The following is a 15,979-nucleotide window of genomic DNA, read 5'->3' on the forward strand; positions in this document are numbered from 1 at the left end:
CACCTCCAGATGCGAGGAAGAGCTCTTGTGCACCGCACCCGTACCCGGCTCGCCGGTGCGCTGGCCGGGCTGGCCCTGACTGCCACCATGCTGGTGGCCGTCGCCGCACCCGCCCAGGCCGCGTCGCTGACCCAGGTCACCGGCTTCGGCTCCAACCCCGGAAACTCGCCCTGTACGCGTACCGGCCGGACAACCTGCCCGCAGGTGCTCCGGTCGGGCCCGGGGTGGGGTGAGGCGCTCTCCACCAAACAGATGGTGGATTAAACGCGGTCGGCTTCGTCACGGTGCACCGGGTCGCCGGCCTGGGGCACGTTACCCCCGTCGACCCGGGCTCCGGCCTGGAGCAGTGCGGCACCGCCGCAGCGCTGGACACCATCTGCTCGACGTACCACGACGCGGCCTTCGCCCTCAACAGCGCCCCCCGAGCCCCCCCACCCCCTTACCCCCCCAACCCCTCGCGTTGATCATGAGGTTGACGGCAGTAGTCGATCTTCCAACGGCCGTCAACCTCATGATCAACGCGAGGGGGCGCGAGGGGGCGCGAGGGGTGGGGGGCTCGGGGGGTGGGGTGAGGTGGGTGGGTTTAGGGGTGGAGGGCGGCCTGGAGGGCGGTGGGGAGGTCGGGGTGGCGGAAGACGAACTGGGCTCGGTTGAGGACGCCGGGGAGTACGCGGGTGCTGGTGAGGGCCTCCTGGGCGAAGCCGCCGAGGGCGACCTTGAGGGCCAGGGCCGGGATCGGGATGACCGCCGGGCGGTTCAGTTGGCGGGCCAGCTCACGGGTGAACTCGGCGTTCGTGACCGGGGCCGGGCCGACCACGTTCACCGGCCCGGCGATGTCCGCCCGGGTTAGCAGAAACGTGGTCGCGTGGAGCCAGTCGACCATCGAGATCCACGGCACCCACTGCCGGCCGCTGCCGAGGCGGCCCGCGATGCCCAGCTTGAACGGCAGCAGTTGCGGCTTGAGCAGCCCACCGTCGCGATGCAGCGGCAGCCCGGTACGCAGCCGCACCACCCGTACCCCAGCGTCCTCGGCTGGCCGGGTGGCCGCCTCCCACACCCGGGCCACGTCGGCGAGGAACCCCTCACCGGCCGGCGCGTCCTCCTCGACCACCCGGTCGCCGGTGTCGCCGTACCAGCCGATCGCCGAGGAGTTCACCAGCACCTCCGGCCGGTCGACCGCGGGCAGGCCGGCGATCGTGGTGGCCAGGGTGCCCGTGCTGTCCACCCGACTGGATCTGATCAACCGTCGGTAGCTGTCGTCCCAGCGCCGGTCACCGACACCCGCACCGGCCAGGTTGACCACCGCGTCGGCCTCGGCGACCACCGCCGGGTCCAGCTGGGCAGCCGACGGCGACCACTGTCGCTCGTCTGCTGTGCGCGGTGGTCGTCGCACCAGCCGGGTCACCTGGTGCCCGTCGGCGACGAGCAGGTCGACCAGCCGGGTGCCGAGAAAGCCGGACGCGCCGGCCATGAGGATCCGCATACCCCCATCTTCGGGTACGCGCGGCGACCCGGTCCGGTCGAGTCGGTCACGCTGGCGTGGTGGCCCCGTTCGGACGAACACCGCTGACCGAAGACGCAAGGCGGCGTCCCGTCCTGGCAGCGAGACGGGGCGCTTCCTACGTCGTGCCGGGGGGTTGGTCGTGCCAGCGGGCGCGGTAGGTGGCTTCGTGAGCCTCGTGGGCGGTGCGTTCCTCGAAGACGACCGCGCGTAGCGTGTGCCGGGCCTCGGACATCAGTACCACCTCGGCGAGGACCAGACCGACGCAGATGGCGGTGAGCAGACCGAGGGTGGCCAGGCCGGGCAGCGGCTTGGCGATCGGGATGGCGGCGAGTAGCACCATCAGGGTGCCGACCCGGGTCCAACTCAGTGTGTGCAGGGTGCGTAGCTGGAAGAGCATGTTGCCGAGCAGGTAGAGGAACACTCCGCCGAACAGCAGCGGCACGTCTGGGCCCTGTGCCGGCTCGCTGACCGGTAGTCCCGGCTTGGCGATGTCGTGGAGGATACCTTCGGCGCCGAGGGCGAAGGTGATGATTCCCGCGATCATCGGCAGGTAGAGGTAGGCGTAGGCGTCGCGGGCCATCAGCACCCGTGCCTGGCCGAGGGTGGCGTGCAGGGCGATCCGGGCGGCCGGGCCGATCAGGTCGTAGTGCACCCACCAGAGGGCGGCGGTGAAGACGATGCCGAGCCCTGCGGCGACCACCCCGGGCAGGGTCGGTGACTGGCCGAGCAGGTTACTGCCGAGACCGACGGAGATCACCGATTCGCCGAGGGCGATGATCAGGATCAGGTCGTACCGTTCGGTCCAGTGTTCCGCCGAGGTCACCCGCCAGCCCCAGGTGCGGATGAGCAGTCCACTGCCGTACTGGAGCAGTACCACGGTCACCCAGAGTCCGTACCGGACGAGTTCGGCCAGCCTGGCGTCGGGGATGTGCGCGGGCAGCAGGGCGGCGACCAGCAGCAGGAAGGTGCTCAGGGTCAGTTCGGGAAGGAAGCGGAAGAAGTGTCGGCGTTCGGTCGGGTTGTCCTTGATGATGTGCAGAAAGAGCCCGAGGTGCACGACACGGATGACCACGTAGCTCACTGCGACGACGACCGGCCCGGCCTCGCTGGTGCGCGGAACCATGAACGCCTGCGGCAGGGCGAGGGCGAAGCTGAACAGCGCGGCCATTCCGACGACCATCAGCACCGGCACGAAGCCTTCGCCGATACGGATGCGGGTGGCCACCATCGTGTGCACCACCCAGCACCACCAGAGCACGGCCAGCACCAGCGCGGCGTGCAACAGTTGACTGCCGCTGATGTTGGCTGCCGTGGCACGGGCGATGATGAAGAACGAGAAGACGAAGACCAGGTCGAAGAAGATCTCGAACTTGTCGACTCGGGTACCGGGTGCGATGCCGACGGCGGGACCGAGCCGCCCCCGCCAGCCTGCGTCGCCCACGCCCTGAGTCTGTCAGCGGCGACGCGGGTGTGATCCCGTTTCGGGTCAGCCCGGCTGGCGGTAGCGGAGGCCGTCCATCAGCAGATTCAGCAGGCGTCGGGCCTGGTCACGTTGCTCCCGGCCGCCGGCGACGAGCGAGACCCCGCTGAGCCCGGCGAGGACGTCGCCGGGGTCCACGTCAGGGCGGATGGTGCCGGTCGTCGCTCCCGCCGCGAGCAGACGGGTCAGGGCGGTGAGTAGCCGGTCCCGGCTCTGTGCGAACGGGTTGGTGCCGGCGGCGATCACCAGGCGCAGCGCGTCGGCCATCTCCCGCTTGGTGGAGAGGTAGTCGATGAAGAGGTCCATCCAGGCCCGGGTCGCCGCTTCGGGAGGCAGCTCTTCGAGCAGTTCGGCGGCGGAGTCACAGAGCCGTTCCAACTCGTTGCGGTAGGCGGCCTCGACCAGCGCCTCACGGGTGGGAAAGTGCCGGTAGAGCGTACCGATGCCCACCCCGGCGTCGCGGGCTATCTGCTCCAGGGTCACGTCCGCACCGTGGCTGGAGAACGCGCGGACGGCCGCCTCCAGCAACCTGTGGCGGTTTCGCTGCGCGTCGGCGCGTAGCGGGCGGGTTGGCTGCTCCGGCACGTCTCCTCCTGAGGGGCGGCCTCCGCCCGGGGTGGCAAACGGAGGAGACTCCGGTTAGCCTGGTCGGTAACGGAGGATCCTCCGTTTCTTATCGTGGCGGCGAGTTCGACCGCCGTACCTCTGCGACAAGGATGGAACATGACCATCGGCACACCTGTCAGCACCCCGTTCAACGCGGCTTCCACCGCGCTGGACGTCGTAGCCGGCGTCGACCTCACCGGACGCCGGGCCATCGTCACCGGCGGAGGTTCAGGCATCGGCATGGAGACCGCGCGAGCGCTCGCATCCGCCGGCGCCCACGTCACCATCGCCGTCCGCAAGGCCGTGCAGGGAGAGCGGGCAGCTGCGGACATCACCGGCACGACCGGCAACGATCGAGTCACCGTGGCCCCACTCGACCTGGCCGACCCGGCCTCGGTGGCCGCCTTCGCGGCGAACTGGGACGGGCCACTGCACATCCTGGTCAACAACGCCGGCGTCATGGCCTCACCCGAGCTGCGTACCCCGCAGGGCTGGGAGATGCAGTTCGCCACCAACCACCTGGGACACTTCGCGCTCGCCACCGGACTACGCCCGGCACTCGCTGCCGCCCGGGGCGCCCGGATCGTCTCGGTCAGCTCGGCGGCGCACCAGAGGTCGCCGGTCGTCTTCGAAGACATCCACTTCGAGCGCCGAGCCTACGAGCCGTGGGCCGCGTACGGGCAGTCCAAGACCGCGAACATTCTGTTCGCCGTTGAGGCGAGCCGGCGGTGGGCCGACGACGGCATCCTGGTCAACGCACTGCACCCCGGAGTCATCCACACCAACCTTCAGCGGCACCTCAGCGGGGAGGAACTGACCCGGTTGCGCGCCCAGAGCGGTCCGACCGCGCCCTCCTGGAAGACCCCGGAGCAGGGCGCCGCCACCTCGGTCCTGCTGGCCGCCTCGCCCCTGCTCGACGGTGTCGGCGGTCGCTACTTCGAGGACTGCCAGCCGGCCGCACCCCACCAGCCGGGCACCCGCGCGGGCGTCGCCGACTACGCCCTCGACCCCGAATCCGCCCACCGCCTCTGGAACCTGAGCACCAACACCCCCACTCCCTGACCCACCCTCCCCACCCCCACCCCACCCTGGCGGAAGGCCGCGTCGATCATGAGGTTGGCGGCACATTCTAAGATCAAGAACGCCGCCAACCTCATGATCAACAAGTGGGTCGGTGGTGGGTGGGCCGGGGCGCCCTGCTGGTGCGCTGGGGAGGGTTACAGACCCAGTTCGGCCTCGAAGTTGCCGGCTTCCAGGCGCTCCTTCACCGTGGTGAGGAAGCGGGCCGCGTCGGCGCCGTCGATGAGGCGGTGATCGTACGACAGGGCCAGGTAGACCATCTGGCGTACCGCGACGACCTCGCCCAGATCGGGGTCGTTCACCACCACCGGACGCTTGACCACGGCACCCGTACCCAGCATCGCTGCCTGCGGAGACGGAATGATCGGGGTGTCGAAGAGAGCGCCCCGGCTGCCGGTGTTGGTGAGCGTGAAGGTCGCGCCGGCAAGGTCGTCCGGGCTGATCTTGTTGGTCCGGGTCCGCTCGGCCAGGTCGGCGACCCGCTTGGCGATACCACCCAGGTTGAGGTCACCCGCGTTGCGGATGACCGGCACCAGCAGACCCCGTTCGGTGTCCACCGCGATGCCGAGGTTCTCGGCGTCCGGGTAGGTGATCGTCCCGGCGTCGAAGTCCATGCTGGCCTGGACGATCGGGTACGTCTGGAGTGCCTCGATGGCCGCGAGGGCGAAGAACGGCAGGAACGACAGCTTGACGCCGTGCCGCTGCTGGAACGACTCCTTGGCCTGCGTCCGCAACTTGGCGACCTTGGTGACGTCCACCTCGACAACGGTGGTCAGCTGCGCCATCTCGTGCAGCGACGACACCATTCGCTTGGCGATCGCCGCGCGGATGCGGGGAAGCTTCTCCGTGGTACCCCGCTTGGCGCTCGGCTGCGGCTTGGCGGCAGGCTTGGTGGGAGCCCCCGCAGCCGGCTGCGCCACCGGAGCCGGTGCTGCCTTGGCAGCCTTGGCAGCCTCGGCTGCCTCCAGTACGTCCTGCTTGCGGATCCGTCCGCCGACCCCGGTGCCGTTGACCGAAGCGAGATCCACGTTGTGCTGGCCGGCCAGCTTGCGCACCAGCGGCGTCACATAACCGGCCGCCTGCTCACCGCCGTTGGACGGTGCTGCCGCGCGCTGCGGAGCGACGGGTGTCGGGGGCTGCGCAGCCTGTTCGGCCTTGGCCGGCTCCTGCGCGATCTCGGCCTCGGCAGCCGGCTCGTTGTACGACATGCCCGGCGTCGGCTCCGAGACCTCGGGCTTCGGTTCCGGCTTCGCCTGCGGCCCGGGCTCCGGCTTCGCCTCCGCTGCTGGCTTCGGCTCCGGCTTCGACACGGCTGGGGCGCCACCGGCGGCACCGACCACGGCCAGGGTCGCACCGACCTCGGCGGTCTCGTCCTCGGCGACCGTGATGTCCAGCACGGTACCGGCGACCGGGGACGGGATCTCGGTGTCGACCTTGTCGGTGGAGACCTCCAGCAGCGGCTCGTCGACCTCGACGGATTCGCCGACCTGCTTCAGCCAGCGGGTGACAGTACCCTCGGTGACGCTCTCGCCCAGGGCCGGCATCTTCACCGGGGTGCCCTCACCCGACGGCGCCTCGGCGGCCTGCGCCGGCTCCTCGACGGCCGACTGCTCCGCTTCGGCCTGCGGCTCCGCCGCCGCCGCGGTGGCCTGCTCGGCGGGGGGCTCCTGCTGCTTCGGGGCGGCTCCGTCGCCGGCCGACTCGCCCTCGCCGGAGATCACCGCCAGCTCGCTGCCGACCTCGGCCGTCTCGTCCTCGCCCACCACGATCCGGGTCAACACCCCGGCCGCCGGGGACGGGATCTCGGTGTCGACCTTGTCGGTGGACACCTCAAGCAGCGGCTCGTCGACCTCGACGGTGTCACCCTCCTGCTTGAGCCAGCGCGTGACGGTGCCCTCGGTGACGCTCTCGCCGAGCCGGGGCATGGTGACCGATACCGGCATGTTCTCCAGACTCCTTCATTTCCCTGGTGGGGGGAGCGTCGCCCGTCGCCGGGCGCCGCGGGTACGTCGTGCTCAGGCGTGCGCGTGCAGCGGCTTGCCGGCGAGAGCGAGGTGTGCCTCGCCCAGGGCCTCGTTCTGCGTGGGGTGGGCGTGCACGAGCTGTGCCACCTCGCCCGGGTACGCCTCCCAGTTGTAGATCAGCTGTGCCTCGCCGACCAGCTCACCGACCCGCGCGCCGACCATGTGCACGCCGACCACGGGGCCGTCCTCGACCCGCACCAGCTTCACGAAACCGGCCGTCTTGAGGATCTGGCTCTTGCCGTTGCCGCCGAGGTTGTAGTTGTACGTCTTGACCTTGTCGGCGCCGTAGTGCTCCTTGGCCTTCGCCTCGGTGAGGCCGACCGACGCCAGCTCGGGATCGCTGTAGGTGACCCGGGGAATGCCCGCCTCGTCGATCACCGCCGGGTTCTGGCCGGCGATCTCCTCGGCGACGAAGATGCCCTGCTGGAAGCCGCGGTGAGCGAGCTGGAGACCGGGCACGATGTCACCGACGGCGTAGACGTTCGGCACGTTCGTCCGCAGCCGCTCGTCGGTGAGCACGTAACCCCGGTCGACCTTGACGCCCTGCTCCTCGTAGCCGAGATCGGCGGTGTTCGGGCCCCGGCCGACCGCGACCAGCAGCAGCTCGGCCTCGATGGTGTCGCCACCGGCGATGGTCACCTTCACACCGTTGTCAGTCTTCTCGACCTTCTCGAACGGTTTGCCGACCTTGAAGTTGATCTTACGTTTACGGAAGGCCCGTTCCAGCGCCTTCGACGACTCCTCGTCCTCGGCGGCGACCAGCCGGGGCAGGGCCTCGATGATCGTCACGTCCACTCCGAAGGACTTCCACACGCTGGCGAACTCGACGCCGATCACACCGCCGCCGAGCACGATCGCCGACGTGGGAACCCGGTCCAGGGTCAGGGCGTGGTCGCTGGTGATGATCCGCTCACCGTCGACCTCCAGGCCCGGCAGGCTCTTGGCGTACGACCCGGAGGCCAGCACCACGTTACGGCCGGTGTACCGCTTGCCGTCCACCTCGACCGTGTTCGGAGCGACCAACCGGCCGTGCCCCTCCACAATCGTGATCGACTTGTTGCCCTTGAGCATGCCCTGCAGGCCCTTGTAGAGCCGCGAGATCACGCCGTCCTTGTACGAGTTGACCCCGGCCATGTCGATGCCGACGAGCTCGGCCTTCACGCCGAACTGCTCCGACTCGCGGGTCTGGTCGGCGATCTCAGCGGCGTGCAGCAGTGCCTTGGTCGGGATGCAACCGTTGTGCAGGCAGGTGCCTCCGAGCTTGCCCTTCTCCACGAGCGCGACGGAGAGGCCCAGCTGGGTGGCGCGCAGGGCGGTCGCGTAACCGCCGCTACCACCTCCGAGGATGACGATGTCGAAGGTTGCGTCGTTCGGCTCGCTCACGTCCAACTCCCAGGTCGCTTCGCTGCATCGGGGGTCACGGCGGGGTAACACGGACACACCCCACCTCGGCCATCTTGTCACCACCTCGTCGCACCCGCGTACCGAGGTGCCCAACGACACGTTGTCGCCACGTACCCTTGGCTCTGCCTTCGATACGCCACGACTGGGGGAGACGGCTCGGTGGGACTGTTCCGGCGAAGTAAGCGACCACGCGCGGCTGACCCTGACCGTAGGGCCAATCGTGCCGATCTGGAGCACCTTGAGAACTTTGTTCATACCCGCAAGGGCGTCGAGGCATACATCGAACCGCGTACCACCGTCACCGAGACCACGGTCATCCTGATCGCCGACGACGGCGAGTGGACCCGACGCCGGATCGACGGGCCGGACGGCGCCCGGCGGTTCGCGTACCGACTGAGCATCCCGATCTACGACGTGGCGTTGATGGGCTACCCGCAGCGGATGCGTGACTACAACGAGCGCCGCAAACGCCGTCCCGAGCAGTACTGAGCCGGGCCCGGAAGGGCCCCTTACGCCAGGCGGCAGCGAGGGACCCTTCCGTGCGCCTCAGCCGTTGGCGGCGACGTCGTCGATCAGGTGCAGCAGGGTACGGACCGGGACGCCGGTGCCGCCCTTGGACCAGTAACCGGTGGCCTCGCCCGGATGGTACGACGGGCCAGCGATGTCGATGTGCGCCCAGGCGACGTCGTCGGTGACGAACTCGCGCAGGAACACACCGCCCTGGAGCATGTGACCGGCCCGGTCCATGCCTGCGTTCACCTGCGAGATGTCGGCGACGTCGGAGTCCATACCCTTGCGCACGTCATCCGGCAGCGGCATCGGCCAGGCGGGCTCGCCGACCGTGTCACCGGCGTCGCGGACCCGCTCGCACAGCTCCGCCGTGCCCATCACACCCGCGACCCGCTTGCCGAGTGCGACGACCTGACCACCGGTCAGGGTGGAGGTCTCGAAGAGGTAGTCGCAGCCGTCGGCGCAGGCCCGCGCCATCGCGTCACCGAGAATCATCCGGCCTTCGGCGTCGGTGTTGAGCACCTCCACCTTCTTGCCGTTGAACATGGTGATCACGTCGCCGGGTCGGTACGCGGTCGCCGACGGCATGTTCTCGGCCATCGGCACGTAGCCGGTGACCGCCACCGGCGGCTTCAGCTCGGCCACCGCCAGCATGGTCGCGGCCACCGCCGCCGCGCCGGCCATGTCGGACTTCATCTCCCACATGCCCTGCGCCGGCTTGATCGAGATGCCACCGGTGTCGAAGGTGATGCCCTTGCCGACCAGGGCGATCCGCTTACCGGTGCCGCCGCCGTCCGGGACGTAGGTCAGCTTGACCATCCGTGGCGGCGCCTCCGACCCCTGGCCGACGGCGGTGATGCCGCCGTATCCGCCTTCGCGCAGCGCGACCTCGTCGAGCACCTCCACTTCCAGGCCAGCCGCCCGACCCGCCTCGGCGACCGCGTCGGCGAAGCCCGGTGGACGCAGCTCGTTCGGGGCGATGTTCACCCAGTCACGGGTCCGCCGGACCGCACCGGCCACCGTCCGGGCGCGGGTCAGCTCGGCCTGCGCCGCCGCGTCCGCCGCGTCCGGAACAGCCACCAGCACCTCGGCCACCGGCTCACGGCGGTTCGGCTGCGGCCGGGTCTTGTACCCGGCGAAACGGTAACCGCCGAGCAGCGCCCCCTCGGCGACCGCGCGCAGCGCGGCATCGGCGTCGGCGTCGTCGGGAAGCGGCAGCGTCAGCGCCACCCGGGCCGCACCGGCCAGGGCCCGAACGGCGGCGCCCGCCGCCCGGCGCAGCGTCTCCGGGGCGGGTGCGGCACCGCTGGGCTCGGGACCGAGGCCGACGGCGGCGAGCACCGGCGCGGTGACCGTACCCAGCGTCGCCAATTTGATCACCTCGCCTGGGCCGCCGGTCGCACCGAGAAGGGCCAGCGTCTCGGTCAGCTTGCCGTCGAAGGCGGCGGCGATGCTCTCGGCGCCGCTGGCGAGCAGCAGGGTGCCGGCGGGGCCGCTGGTGGCGTCCTGCTCGCCGGTCGTACTGTGCAGGCCGATCACGATCGCGTCGACGGCTAGCTCGGCGGGGTCGGTGTCGACCAGGCTCAGGGTGGTACTGGGCGATGTCACGGAGGCTGCTCCCGGGCGGGCCGGGCCGGTCGCGTGGTGGCGTACCGGCGGTGGAGTTCCCCGACGGATGATTTACCCGCCGGACGTCATTGCTGCCCCGCCGGTTGATCCGGCGGTCCCGCCGATGCTAACCAGCCCGCCGCGTGCCGGTAAGTTGCCACCCATGACCGAGGTGACCACCGACGCCGCCGCGACCCGGCTGCGTCGTTCTCCGCTGGCCGGCCGGCACACCGCGCTCGGCGCCAAGTTCGCTCCGTTCGGTGGCTGGGAGATGCCCCTGGAGTACGCCGGGGGTGGAGTGCTGCGCGAGCACACCGCGGTGCGAACGGGGGTCGGCGTGTTCGACGTGTCGCACCTGGGCAAGGTGCGGGTCACCGGGCCGGGGGCGGCGGAGTTCGTCAACGCCTGCCTCAGTAACGACCTGGGCCGCATCGGGCCAGGTCGGGCGCAGTACACCCTCTGCTGCGACGAGGCGACCGGTGGCGTGGTGGACGACATCATCGCCTACCTGCACGCCGACGACCACGTCTTCCTCGTTCCGAACGCGGCGAACAGTGCCGAGGTGGTGCGTCGGCTGCGCTCCGCCGCGCCACCGCAGGTCACGATCACCGACGAACACCAGGGGTATGCCGTACTGGCGGTGCAGGGGCCCCGGTCGGCAGAACTGCTGAGCGGGCTCGGCCTGCCCACCGGCCACGGGTACATGAGCTTCGCGCCGTCGGTGTTCGGCGATGTCGAGCTGACCGTGTGCCGGACCGGCTACACCGGCGAACTGGGCTACGAGCTGGTTGTTCCGGCCGGCGACGCGGCGACGGTGTGGGACGCGTTGTTCGCCGCCGAGCCGGCGCTGCGGGCGTGCGGCCTGGCCGCCCGGGACACGCTGCGCACCGAGATGGGGTATCCGTTGCACGGGCAGGACCTCTCGTTGGAGATCACGCCGGTGCAGGCCCGCACGGGTTGGGCGGTCGGCTGGGACAAGCCCGCCTTCTGGGGCCGCGACGCGCTGGTCGCGGAGAAGGCCACCGGCCCGGCGCGTACGCTTCGCGGTCTGGTCACCGCCGGCCGTGGCATTCCCCGCCCCGGCATGGCCGTGTACGCGGGCGACACCTGCGTCGGCACGGTGACCAGCGGCACCTTCAGCCCCACCCGCAAGCAGGGCATCGCCCTTGCGCTGATCGACACCGCACCCGCCGTACCCGACGGCACCGAACTGCACGTCGACATCCGCGACCGCCGCACGCCCGTCCACCTGACCCGACCCCCGTTCATCGACCCCTCCGTCACATAGCCGCCAACCTGACGGTCAACTAGTGGGGAGGCGGTTGACCGGCGTCGAGGACGGCCTGGGTCCAGCCACCCTCGATGACGCCGCCGGCGTCCAGCACAGCCCAGTCGACGACGTCGGCGGTCTCGACCACGACGGGGGAACCGATGCGCACCGTGGGGTCGCTGCTGGCGTCGTTGGCGCTGGCACCGACGATCCGGTCCGGGGAATCCCAGTCGGTCACGCCGGCCCAGAGGTACTCCGGGCCGTCGTCGCCCGGCAGCCCGTACTTGACCACCAGCTGCGTCTCCGGCGGCAGACGACCGGCGCGGAACCGGGCCCGGATGCCCGCCAGCCCGGCGCGGGCGGTGGTGATCGCCCGGCTCATCGCGTCACCCGAGCGGGCGTAGCGCACGTCGGGCTGGATCCCTGAGAAAAGGGTGGCGCAGGCGTTGGCGAAGTAACGTCCGGCCGGCCCCGGGTGCCCGGCCGGAGGGCGCAGGCTGAGGAAGGAGTCGGCCTCCAGGTCGGTGGCCGGGTCCAGTTCCAGGCGCAGCAACACCGGCGCGGTCGCACCGTGCTGCTCCGGATTGCCGTACGCCACCGCGATGTCGTGCCCGGTCACCGTGGCCAGCACCGGTAGCTGCACGAACGCCGGGACCTCCTCGCCGGCCAGCCCGTCGGTCCAGTCCCGCAGCAGGCGCCGGGCGGCACCGGTCATCACCGCGCCCCAGGCCCGGGTGAGATGGTCGGGCACCCCCTGGGCCTGCAACTCCAGCAGACCGAAGCGGCGCAGCCCCTTGGTGGTGAACCACAGCCCCTCGGCGTCCGACGAGTAGGGCACCAGTACCCAGTCGACCAGCCGAACCCGGCCCTGCTCGTCGGGTAGCGAGCGCAACGCCGCGGCCGGGTCCAGGAACTGCAGGCCGAAGACGTCCACCACGTCGCCACCGACGGTCTCGGCGACCGCTGCGGCCACCGCCCGGGCAGCCCACTCGTGGGCCGGCGGCCAGCCCGGTCGGTAGTCCGCCTGCACCACCACCAGGTGCGTCGCCGCGGCCAGCCGGTCCAGTTGTGCCTCGCTGGCCCCGAACGCGGTGAGCAGGTCCGGCGGCAGCTCGGGAAACTCGCCCACGGGACGGATGTCGACGCTCATCAGCGGACTGTCGAGCATCTGCCGGGCCAACCCGTACACCGGCTCGGCGAGCCGGCCGGCCAACGCCTGGACGGCCGTCCGGGCGGTCTTCGACGGCAGCCCCGCCGTCGGCACCAGATAGGTCGCGCTCAGCGACTCCGGAACCGGAACGGGCAGGAAATCGTCGGTGATGAGCATGTCGTCTCCCGGGATGGCCGCGCCGGTGCTGTCGTCGCAGGTACGCTACCCGGCGCCGGGCCCCCGCCTCAGGTGGACAGCACCAGTCCCAGGTAGACCAGCGTGGTGACCAGCTCGACTGCCGCGCCGAGCACGTCCCCGGTGATCCCACCGATGCGGCGAACCACATGCCGTAGCAGCCCGGCCGCGACGGCGAGCGCGGCCAGGACGACAAGCGGACCCTGCCACGGCCGTTGCGGCACCGCCGCGACCGCCAGCAGCACGACGGCGACGGTGACGGCGGCCAGCGCGACCGGACCGACACTACCGGCGACAAGCGCACCCAGCCCCTCCGGACGCGCCGCCGGCACACCGCGTCGGCAGGCAAGCGTCACCCCGAGCCGCCCCGCCGCGGTGGCCGTCAGCACCGCGACGAACACCGCAGGGCCGGGCCCGTCCACCAGCGCGGCCAGCGCGGCGGTCTGCACCAGCAGGACGAGCACCAGGGCGACCACGCCGAAGGGCCCCACGTCGGGCCTCTTCATGATTTCCAGAGCGGCCGGCCCACGTCGGTAGGACCCGAGCGCGTCCACGGTGTCGGCCAACCCGTCCAGATGCAGCCCACGGGTGAGCAGGGCGGCTGCCGTGACGGTCAGACCGGCGGCGACCAGAGGTGTGGTGGCAGCGTCCAGTAGCAGCAGCACGCCGGCCAGCGGTACGCCGAGCAACGCGCCGACCGCCGGGGCGAGTGTCATCGCCGTACCGGCGGTGGACCGGTCGACCCGGCCGACGCGTACCGGCAGGATGGTTAGGGTGGTCAGCGCCAGCCGCGCTCCGTCGCCGAGCCGAGGCTCAGCCGGCACGGGCGGCGGAGGTCTCCGCCGGCTCGCCGGCCGGCGTGGTGGTGGACGGGTCGGGGCGGGAGGGCAACGCGGCAGCCAATGCCAGCGCCGAGCGCAGCAGCGGCAGGACGGCTAGCGCATTGGCCCCCTCGCCGAGGTCGAGCCGCAGCCGGATCAGCGGATCCAGGCCGAGCACGTCGGCGGCCAGCCGGACGGCCGGATGCCCACCGTCGTCAGCCAACAGACACCAGTGCCGGGCCTGGCCGGCCAGGTCCCGGCTGATCAGCCCGGCGGCCACCCCGACCGGTCCGTCCAGCAGCACCGGAAGCCGGCGGGCGGTCGCACCCAGCAGGATGCCGGTGGCGACGGCGAAATCCCCGCCACCCAGCTCGGCGAGCACGTCGATCGCGCTGCGGGGGGAACGACGAGTGCGGTGCAGCGCGTCACGGACCGCCGCGCAGCGGGCCATCCAGGCCACGTCGTCGATTTCGCCGTCGGCGGTGACGACCCGGGCCAGCACCGCTGGCGGCTCGGCGCCGGCGGTGGCGGCCAGCACCGCCGCAGCCGCGGCCTCGCTGCCGGCGCCGCACGCGGCCAGCACCAGCAGTTCCACGCCGGCATCCGCCGCCTCCTCGGCCAGCCGCCAGCCGTAGCGCAGGGCCGACTGCACCTGCTCGGGACGCAGCGCCGGACCGTGTTCGATCGGCGCGGCGGCCGGGGCGTCCACCACCTGGAGGCTGGCTCCGCTCTCGGCGGCCAGCCGGGCGAGTACGCCCTGCCCCGCGCTGGCCTGCCCGGCCCGGCGGGCAGATTCACCGGCCACCGTTCCGGCGGCGACTCCGCCGGCGTGATCGCCGTGCACCAGCAGCACCCGTACCGACCGCCAGGGTGTCGGGGTCGGGGTGCCCTGGGTGGCGGCGGCGAACGAGAGCACCTGCTCCAGCGCGCCGAGCCCGTTGCCGGGTACGTCCAGGCCGGACAGCCGGTCGACGGCCTGCGGTCCGGTGTACTCGTCGGGCATGGGCAGTTCCATGCCGGGCTGGATGACCAGGCCCGTCGCGGCCACCGGAAGTGCCATGGTCGGTGCGGTCCAGCCGGTGCCGGTGCTTTCGGCGGCGGGCTCGGTGGGCACCTGCGGGTCGGTCACCGGCGGCGAACCGGGCAGCGGGGCACCGCTGGAGGTGACCCGCGGTTCGCCGGCCGGCCCGGCCTGGGCGGGCACGGTGGCGCTGGGCGCCGGCGGGACAGCGCCGGCCGGTGGTGAGTCGGCGGATGGGGGTCGGCTGGCGGCAGGCTTCAACCGGCACGGCTGACCGGCGACCACCAGGACCACCGTGTCGCACACGTCCGCGACGGCGCGGTTGACCGCGCCGAGCGCGTCGGTGAACGCCCGGCCCAGCGGTGTGGTGGGCACCAGGGACAGCCCGACCTCGGGGCTGACCAGCACCAGCCGCGCGGCGCAGGACCGCACGGCGGTGGCCAGTTCGTCGATGGTGGCGGTGTCGTCGGCCGGCTGGTGAGCCGGGTCGAGCAGGACCGTCACCCAACCGCCGAGGTCGTCGACGAGCAGGGTGTCCTCCGGCCGGGCGGTGGAGATCACGTCGGCGAGGCGACGCGGGTCGACCGCGGTCTCCTCCGTGCTCCAGGTCGCTGGCCGGCGGGCGCGGTGCGCGGCGAGACGCGCGGCCCACTCGGGGTCGTCACCCTGGTCGGCGGCGGTGGCCAGGTAGCGGACCGTGGGCGCGTCGGCGACCAGGGACTCGGCGAACTCCGACTTGCCGGACCGGATGCCACCGAGGACCAGAAGCGTGTTCCACCCGTCTAGGGACATGCTGCGTACCTTACGTCCAGCGCCGTGGCCGGGGCATCGCAGGTGCGGACACCGTACCGCCGCCCCGGCAGGCGCGGTCAGCGCCGCTCGGGGGCCTGGTACAGGAAGTCGTTGGGGTTGACGTTCGCCGGTTTCGGATCCTCCTGCCAGGCGCCTTCACCAGGGCGGGCCTGCAGGGCGTCGATCAGTTCCGCCCGGTCCATCTCCCGGGCCCCGTCGATTCCGCCGCGTACCGCGATGTCGCGCAGTTCCGCCGTGTCCATCTGCGGGATCGGTGTCGTCATCGTCGCCTCCTGCGTGTGTGCCGGACTGCGTGTCGGACTCCGCAAGGACATACCCGGTCACGGCAGCATCAGTCGCACCCGCACGGCAGAGCCGGTGGCGTTGGCGGCCCCGCTCCCCCCCCCCCCCCCGTGACCGGTACCGGCAGTGGATCGACGCCCGTGGCCCGGCCGGCGGCGCTGCGGTACGACTACGCTGGCGAAGGTCCGCCCCAAGGGGCAGCAGCGGCGAG

The 15,979-nt window shown here is 71.5% G+C and carries 14 protein-coding genes; 4 read left to right on the plus strand and 10 right to left on the minus strand.

Annotated features, from left to right (window positions below):
- The first annotated feature begins 27 nt into the window (after positions 1–27).
- The gene (locus tag HCA58_RS03095; RefSeq protein ID WP_205807484.1) at positions 28–264 is read left to right on the plus strand and encodes a hypothetical protein; all 237 of its coding nucleotides are present in this window, start codon (positions 28–30) and stop codon (positions 262–264) included.
- Positions 265–583: 319 nt separating this feature from the next.
- Here HCA58_RS03095 and HCA58_RS03100 read toward each other — a convergent pair whose 3' ends face one another.
- The 3 genes from HCA58_RS03100 to HCA58_RS03110 all read right to left on the minus strand — a co-directional run bounded on the left by HCA58_RS03100 (position 584) and on the right by HCA58_RS03110 (position 3,569).
- Complete coding sequence (locus tag HCA58_RS03100; RefSeq protein WP_169596220.1) at positions 584–1,483, minus strand: TIGR01777 family oxidoreductase; 900 nt, start codon at positions 1,481–1,483, stop codon at positions 584–586.
- A gap of 136 nt (positions 1,484–1,619) precedes the next feature.
- Positions 1,620–2,945 (minus strand): low temperature requirement protein A, encoded by a 1,326-nt coding sequence (locus HCA58_RS03105; RefSeq protein ID WP_169596221.1) that lies wholly within the window; start codon positions 2,943–2,945, stop codon positions 1,620–1,622.
- Positions 2,946–2,990: 45 nt separating this feature from the next.
- Positions 2,991–3,569, minus strand: coding sequence for a TetR/AcrR family transcriptional regulator (locus HCA58_RS03110; RefSeq protein WP_169596222.1), 579 nt, complete (start codon positions 3,567–3,569; stop codon positions 2,991–2,993).
- Between the two features lie 138 nt (positions 3,570–3,707).
- Between HCA58_RS03110 and HCA58_RS03115 the strand changes: the two genes are divergently transcribed.
- Positions 3,708–4,652 (plus strand): SDR family NAD(P)-dependent oxidoreductase, encoded by a 945-nt coding sequence (locus HCA58_RS03115; protein WP_169596223.1) that lies wholly within the window; start codon positions 3,708–3,710, stop codon positions 4,650–4,652.
- Positions 4,653–4,807: 155 nt separating this feature from the next.
- Here HCA58_RS03115 and sucB read toward each other — a convergent pair whose 3' ends face one another.
- Together sucB and lpdA are read right to left on the minus strand one after the other, a co-directional pair.
- Positions 4,808–6,613: a 2-oxoglutarate dehydrogenase, E2 component, dihydrolipoamide succinyltransferase gene (gene sucB, locus HCA58_RS03120; RefSeq protein WP_169596224.1), complete on the minus strand. Its 1,806-nt coding sequence runs from the start codon at positions 6,611–6,613 to the stop codon at positions 4,808–4,810.
- A 72-nt stretch (positions 6,614–6,685) separates the two neighbouring features.
- On the minus strand, positions 6,686–8,077 hold the full coding sequence (lpdA, locus tag HCA58_RS03125; RefSeq protein ID WP_169596225.1) for a dihydrolipoyl dehydrogenase: 1,392 nt from the start codon (positions 8,075–8,077) through the stop codon (positions 6,686–6,688).
- A 180-nt stretch (positions 8,078–8,257) separates the two neighbouring features.
- Between lpdA and HCA58_RS03130 the strand changes: the two genes are divergently transcribed.
- A complete protein-coding gene (locus HCA58_RS03130) occupies positions 8,258–8,587 on the plus strand; it encodes a hypothetical protein (protein WP_169596226.1) in 330 nt (109 codons plus the stop codon).
- A 57-nt stretch (positions 8,588–8,644) separates the two neighbouring features.
- On the opposite strand, the gene HCA58_RS03135 is transcribed toward HCA58_RS03130, so the two are convergent.
- Positions 8,645–10,216 carry a leucyl aminopeptidase gene (locus tag HCA58_RS03135; RefSeq protein WP_169596227.1) on the minus strand — a complete coding sequence of 524 codons (1,572 nt, stop codon included), beginning with the start codon at positions 10,214–10,216 and terminating at the stop codon, positions 8,645–8,647.
- 163 nt (positions 10,217–10,379) lie between these two features.
- Between HCA58_RS03135 and gcvT the strand changes: the two genes are divergently transcribed.
- Positions 10,380–11,504 carry a glycine cleavage system aminomethyltransferase GcvT gene (gcvT, locus tag HCA58_RS03140; RefSeq protein ID WP_169596228.1) on the plus strand — a complete coding sequence of 375 codons (1,125 nt, stop codon included), beginning with the start codon at positions 10,380–10,382 and terminating at the stop codon, positions 11,502–11,504.
- Positions 11,505–11,523: 19 nt separating this feature from the next.
- Here gcvT and HCA58_RS03145 read toward each other — a convergent pair whose 3' ends face one another.
- From HCA58_RS03145 to HCA58_RS03160, 4 genes are all read right to left on the minus strand, one after another.
- The gene (locus HCA58_RS03145; protein ID WP_169596229.1) at positions 11,524–12,813 is read right to left on the minus strand and encodes a DUF2314 domain-containing protein; all 1,290 of its coding nucleotides are present in this window, start codon (positions 12,811–12,813) and stop codon (positions 11,524–11,526) included.
- A gap of 68 nt (positions 12,814–12,881) precedes the next feature.
- Positions 12,882–13,655: an adenosylcobinamide-GDP ribazoletransferase gene (locus HCA58_RS03150; RefSeq protein WP_169596230.1), complete on the minus strand. Its 774-nt coding sequence runs from the start codon at positions 13,653–13,655 to the stop codon at positions 12,882–12,884.
- Positions 13,645–15,465 carry a bifunctional adenosylcobinamide kinase/adenosylcobinamide-phosphate guanylyltransferase gene (gene cobU / locus HCA58_RS03155; RefSeq protein ID WP_169596231.1) on the minus strand — a complete coding sequence of 607 codons (1,821 nt, stop codon included), beginning with the start codon at positions 15,463–15,465 and terminating at the stop codon, positions 13,645–13,647. Before cobU ends, HCA58_RS03150 begins: the two co-directional genes overlap by 11 nt.
- A gap of 77 nt (positions 15,466–15,542) precedes the next feature.
- Positions 15,543–15,749 carry a hypothetical protein gene (locus HCA58_RS03160; RefSeq protein WP_169596232.1) on the minus strand — a complete coding sequence of 69 codons (207 nt, stop codon included), beginning with the start codon at positions 15,747–15,749 and terminating at the stop codon, positions 15,543–15,545.
- Positions 15,750–15,979 lie beyond the last annotated feature (230 nt).

The sequence above is a fragment of the Micromonospora sp. HNM0581 genome, from assembly GCF_012726175.1.
Classification (GTDB): Bacteria; Actinomycetota; Actinomycetes; order Mycobacteriales; family Micromonosporaceae; genus Micromonospora.

What these genes read in the sequence shown, in the direction of transcription:
- HCA58_RS03100 (WP_169596220.1), bottom strand. Translation starts at nt 1,483, where the DNA reads ATGCGGATCCTCATGGCCGGCGCGTCCGGCTTTCTCGGCACCCGGCTG.
- HCA58_RS03115 (WP_169596223.1), top strand. Translation starts at nt 3,708, where the DNA reads ATGACCATCGGCACACCTGTCAGCACCCCGTTCAACGCGGCTTCCACC.
- sucB (WP_169596224.1), bottom strand. Translation starts at nt 6,613, where the DNA reads ATGCCGGTATCGGTCACCATGCCCCGGCTCGGCGAGAGCGTCACCGAG.
- gcvT (WP_169596228.1), top strand. Translation starts at nt 10,380, where the DNA reads ATGACCGAGGTGACCACCGACGCCGCCGCGACCCGGCTGCGTCGTTCT.
- HCA58_RS03145 (WP_169596229.1), bottom strand. Translation starts at nt 12,813, where the DNA reads ATGCTCATCACCGACGATTTCCTGCCCGTTCCGGTTCCGGAGTCGCTG.
- cobU (WP_169596231.1), bottom strand. Translation starts at nt 15,465, where the DNA reads ATGTCCCTAGACGGGTGGAACACGCTTCTGGTCCTCGGTGGCATCCGG.
- HCA58_RS03160 (WP_169596232.1), bottom strand. Translation starts at nt 15,749, where the DNA reads ATGACGACACCGATCCCGCAGATGGACACGGCGGAACTGCGCGACATC.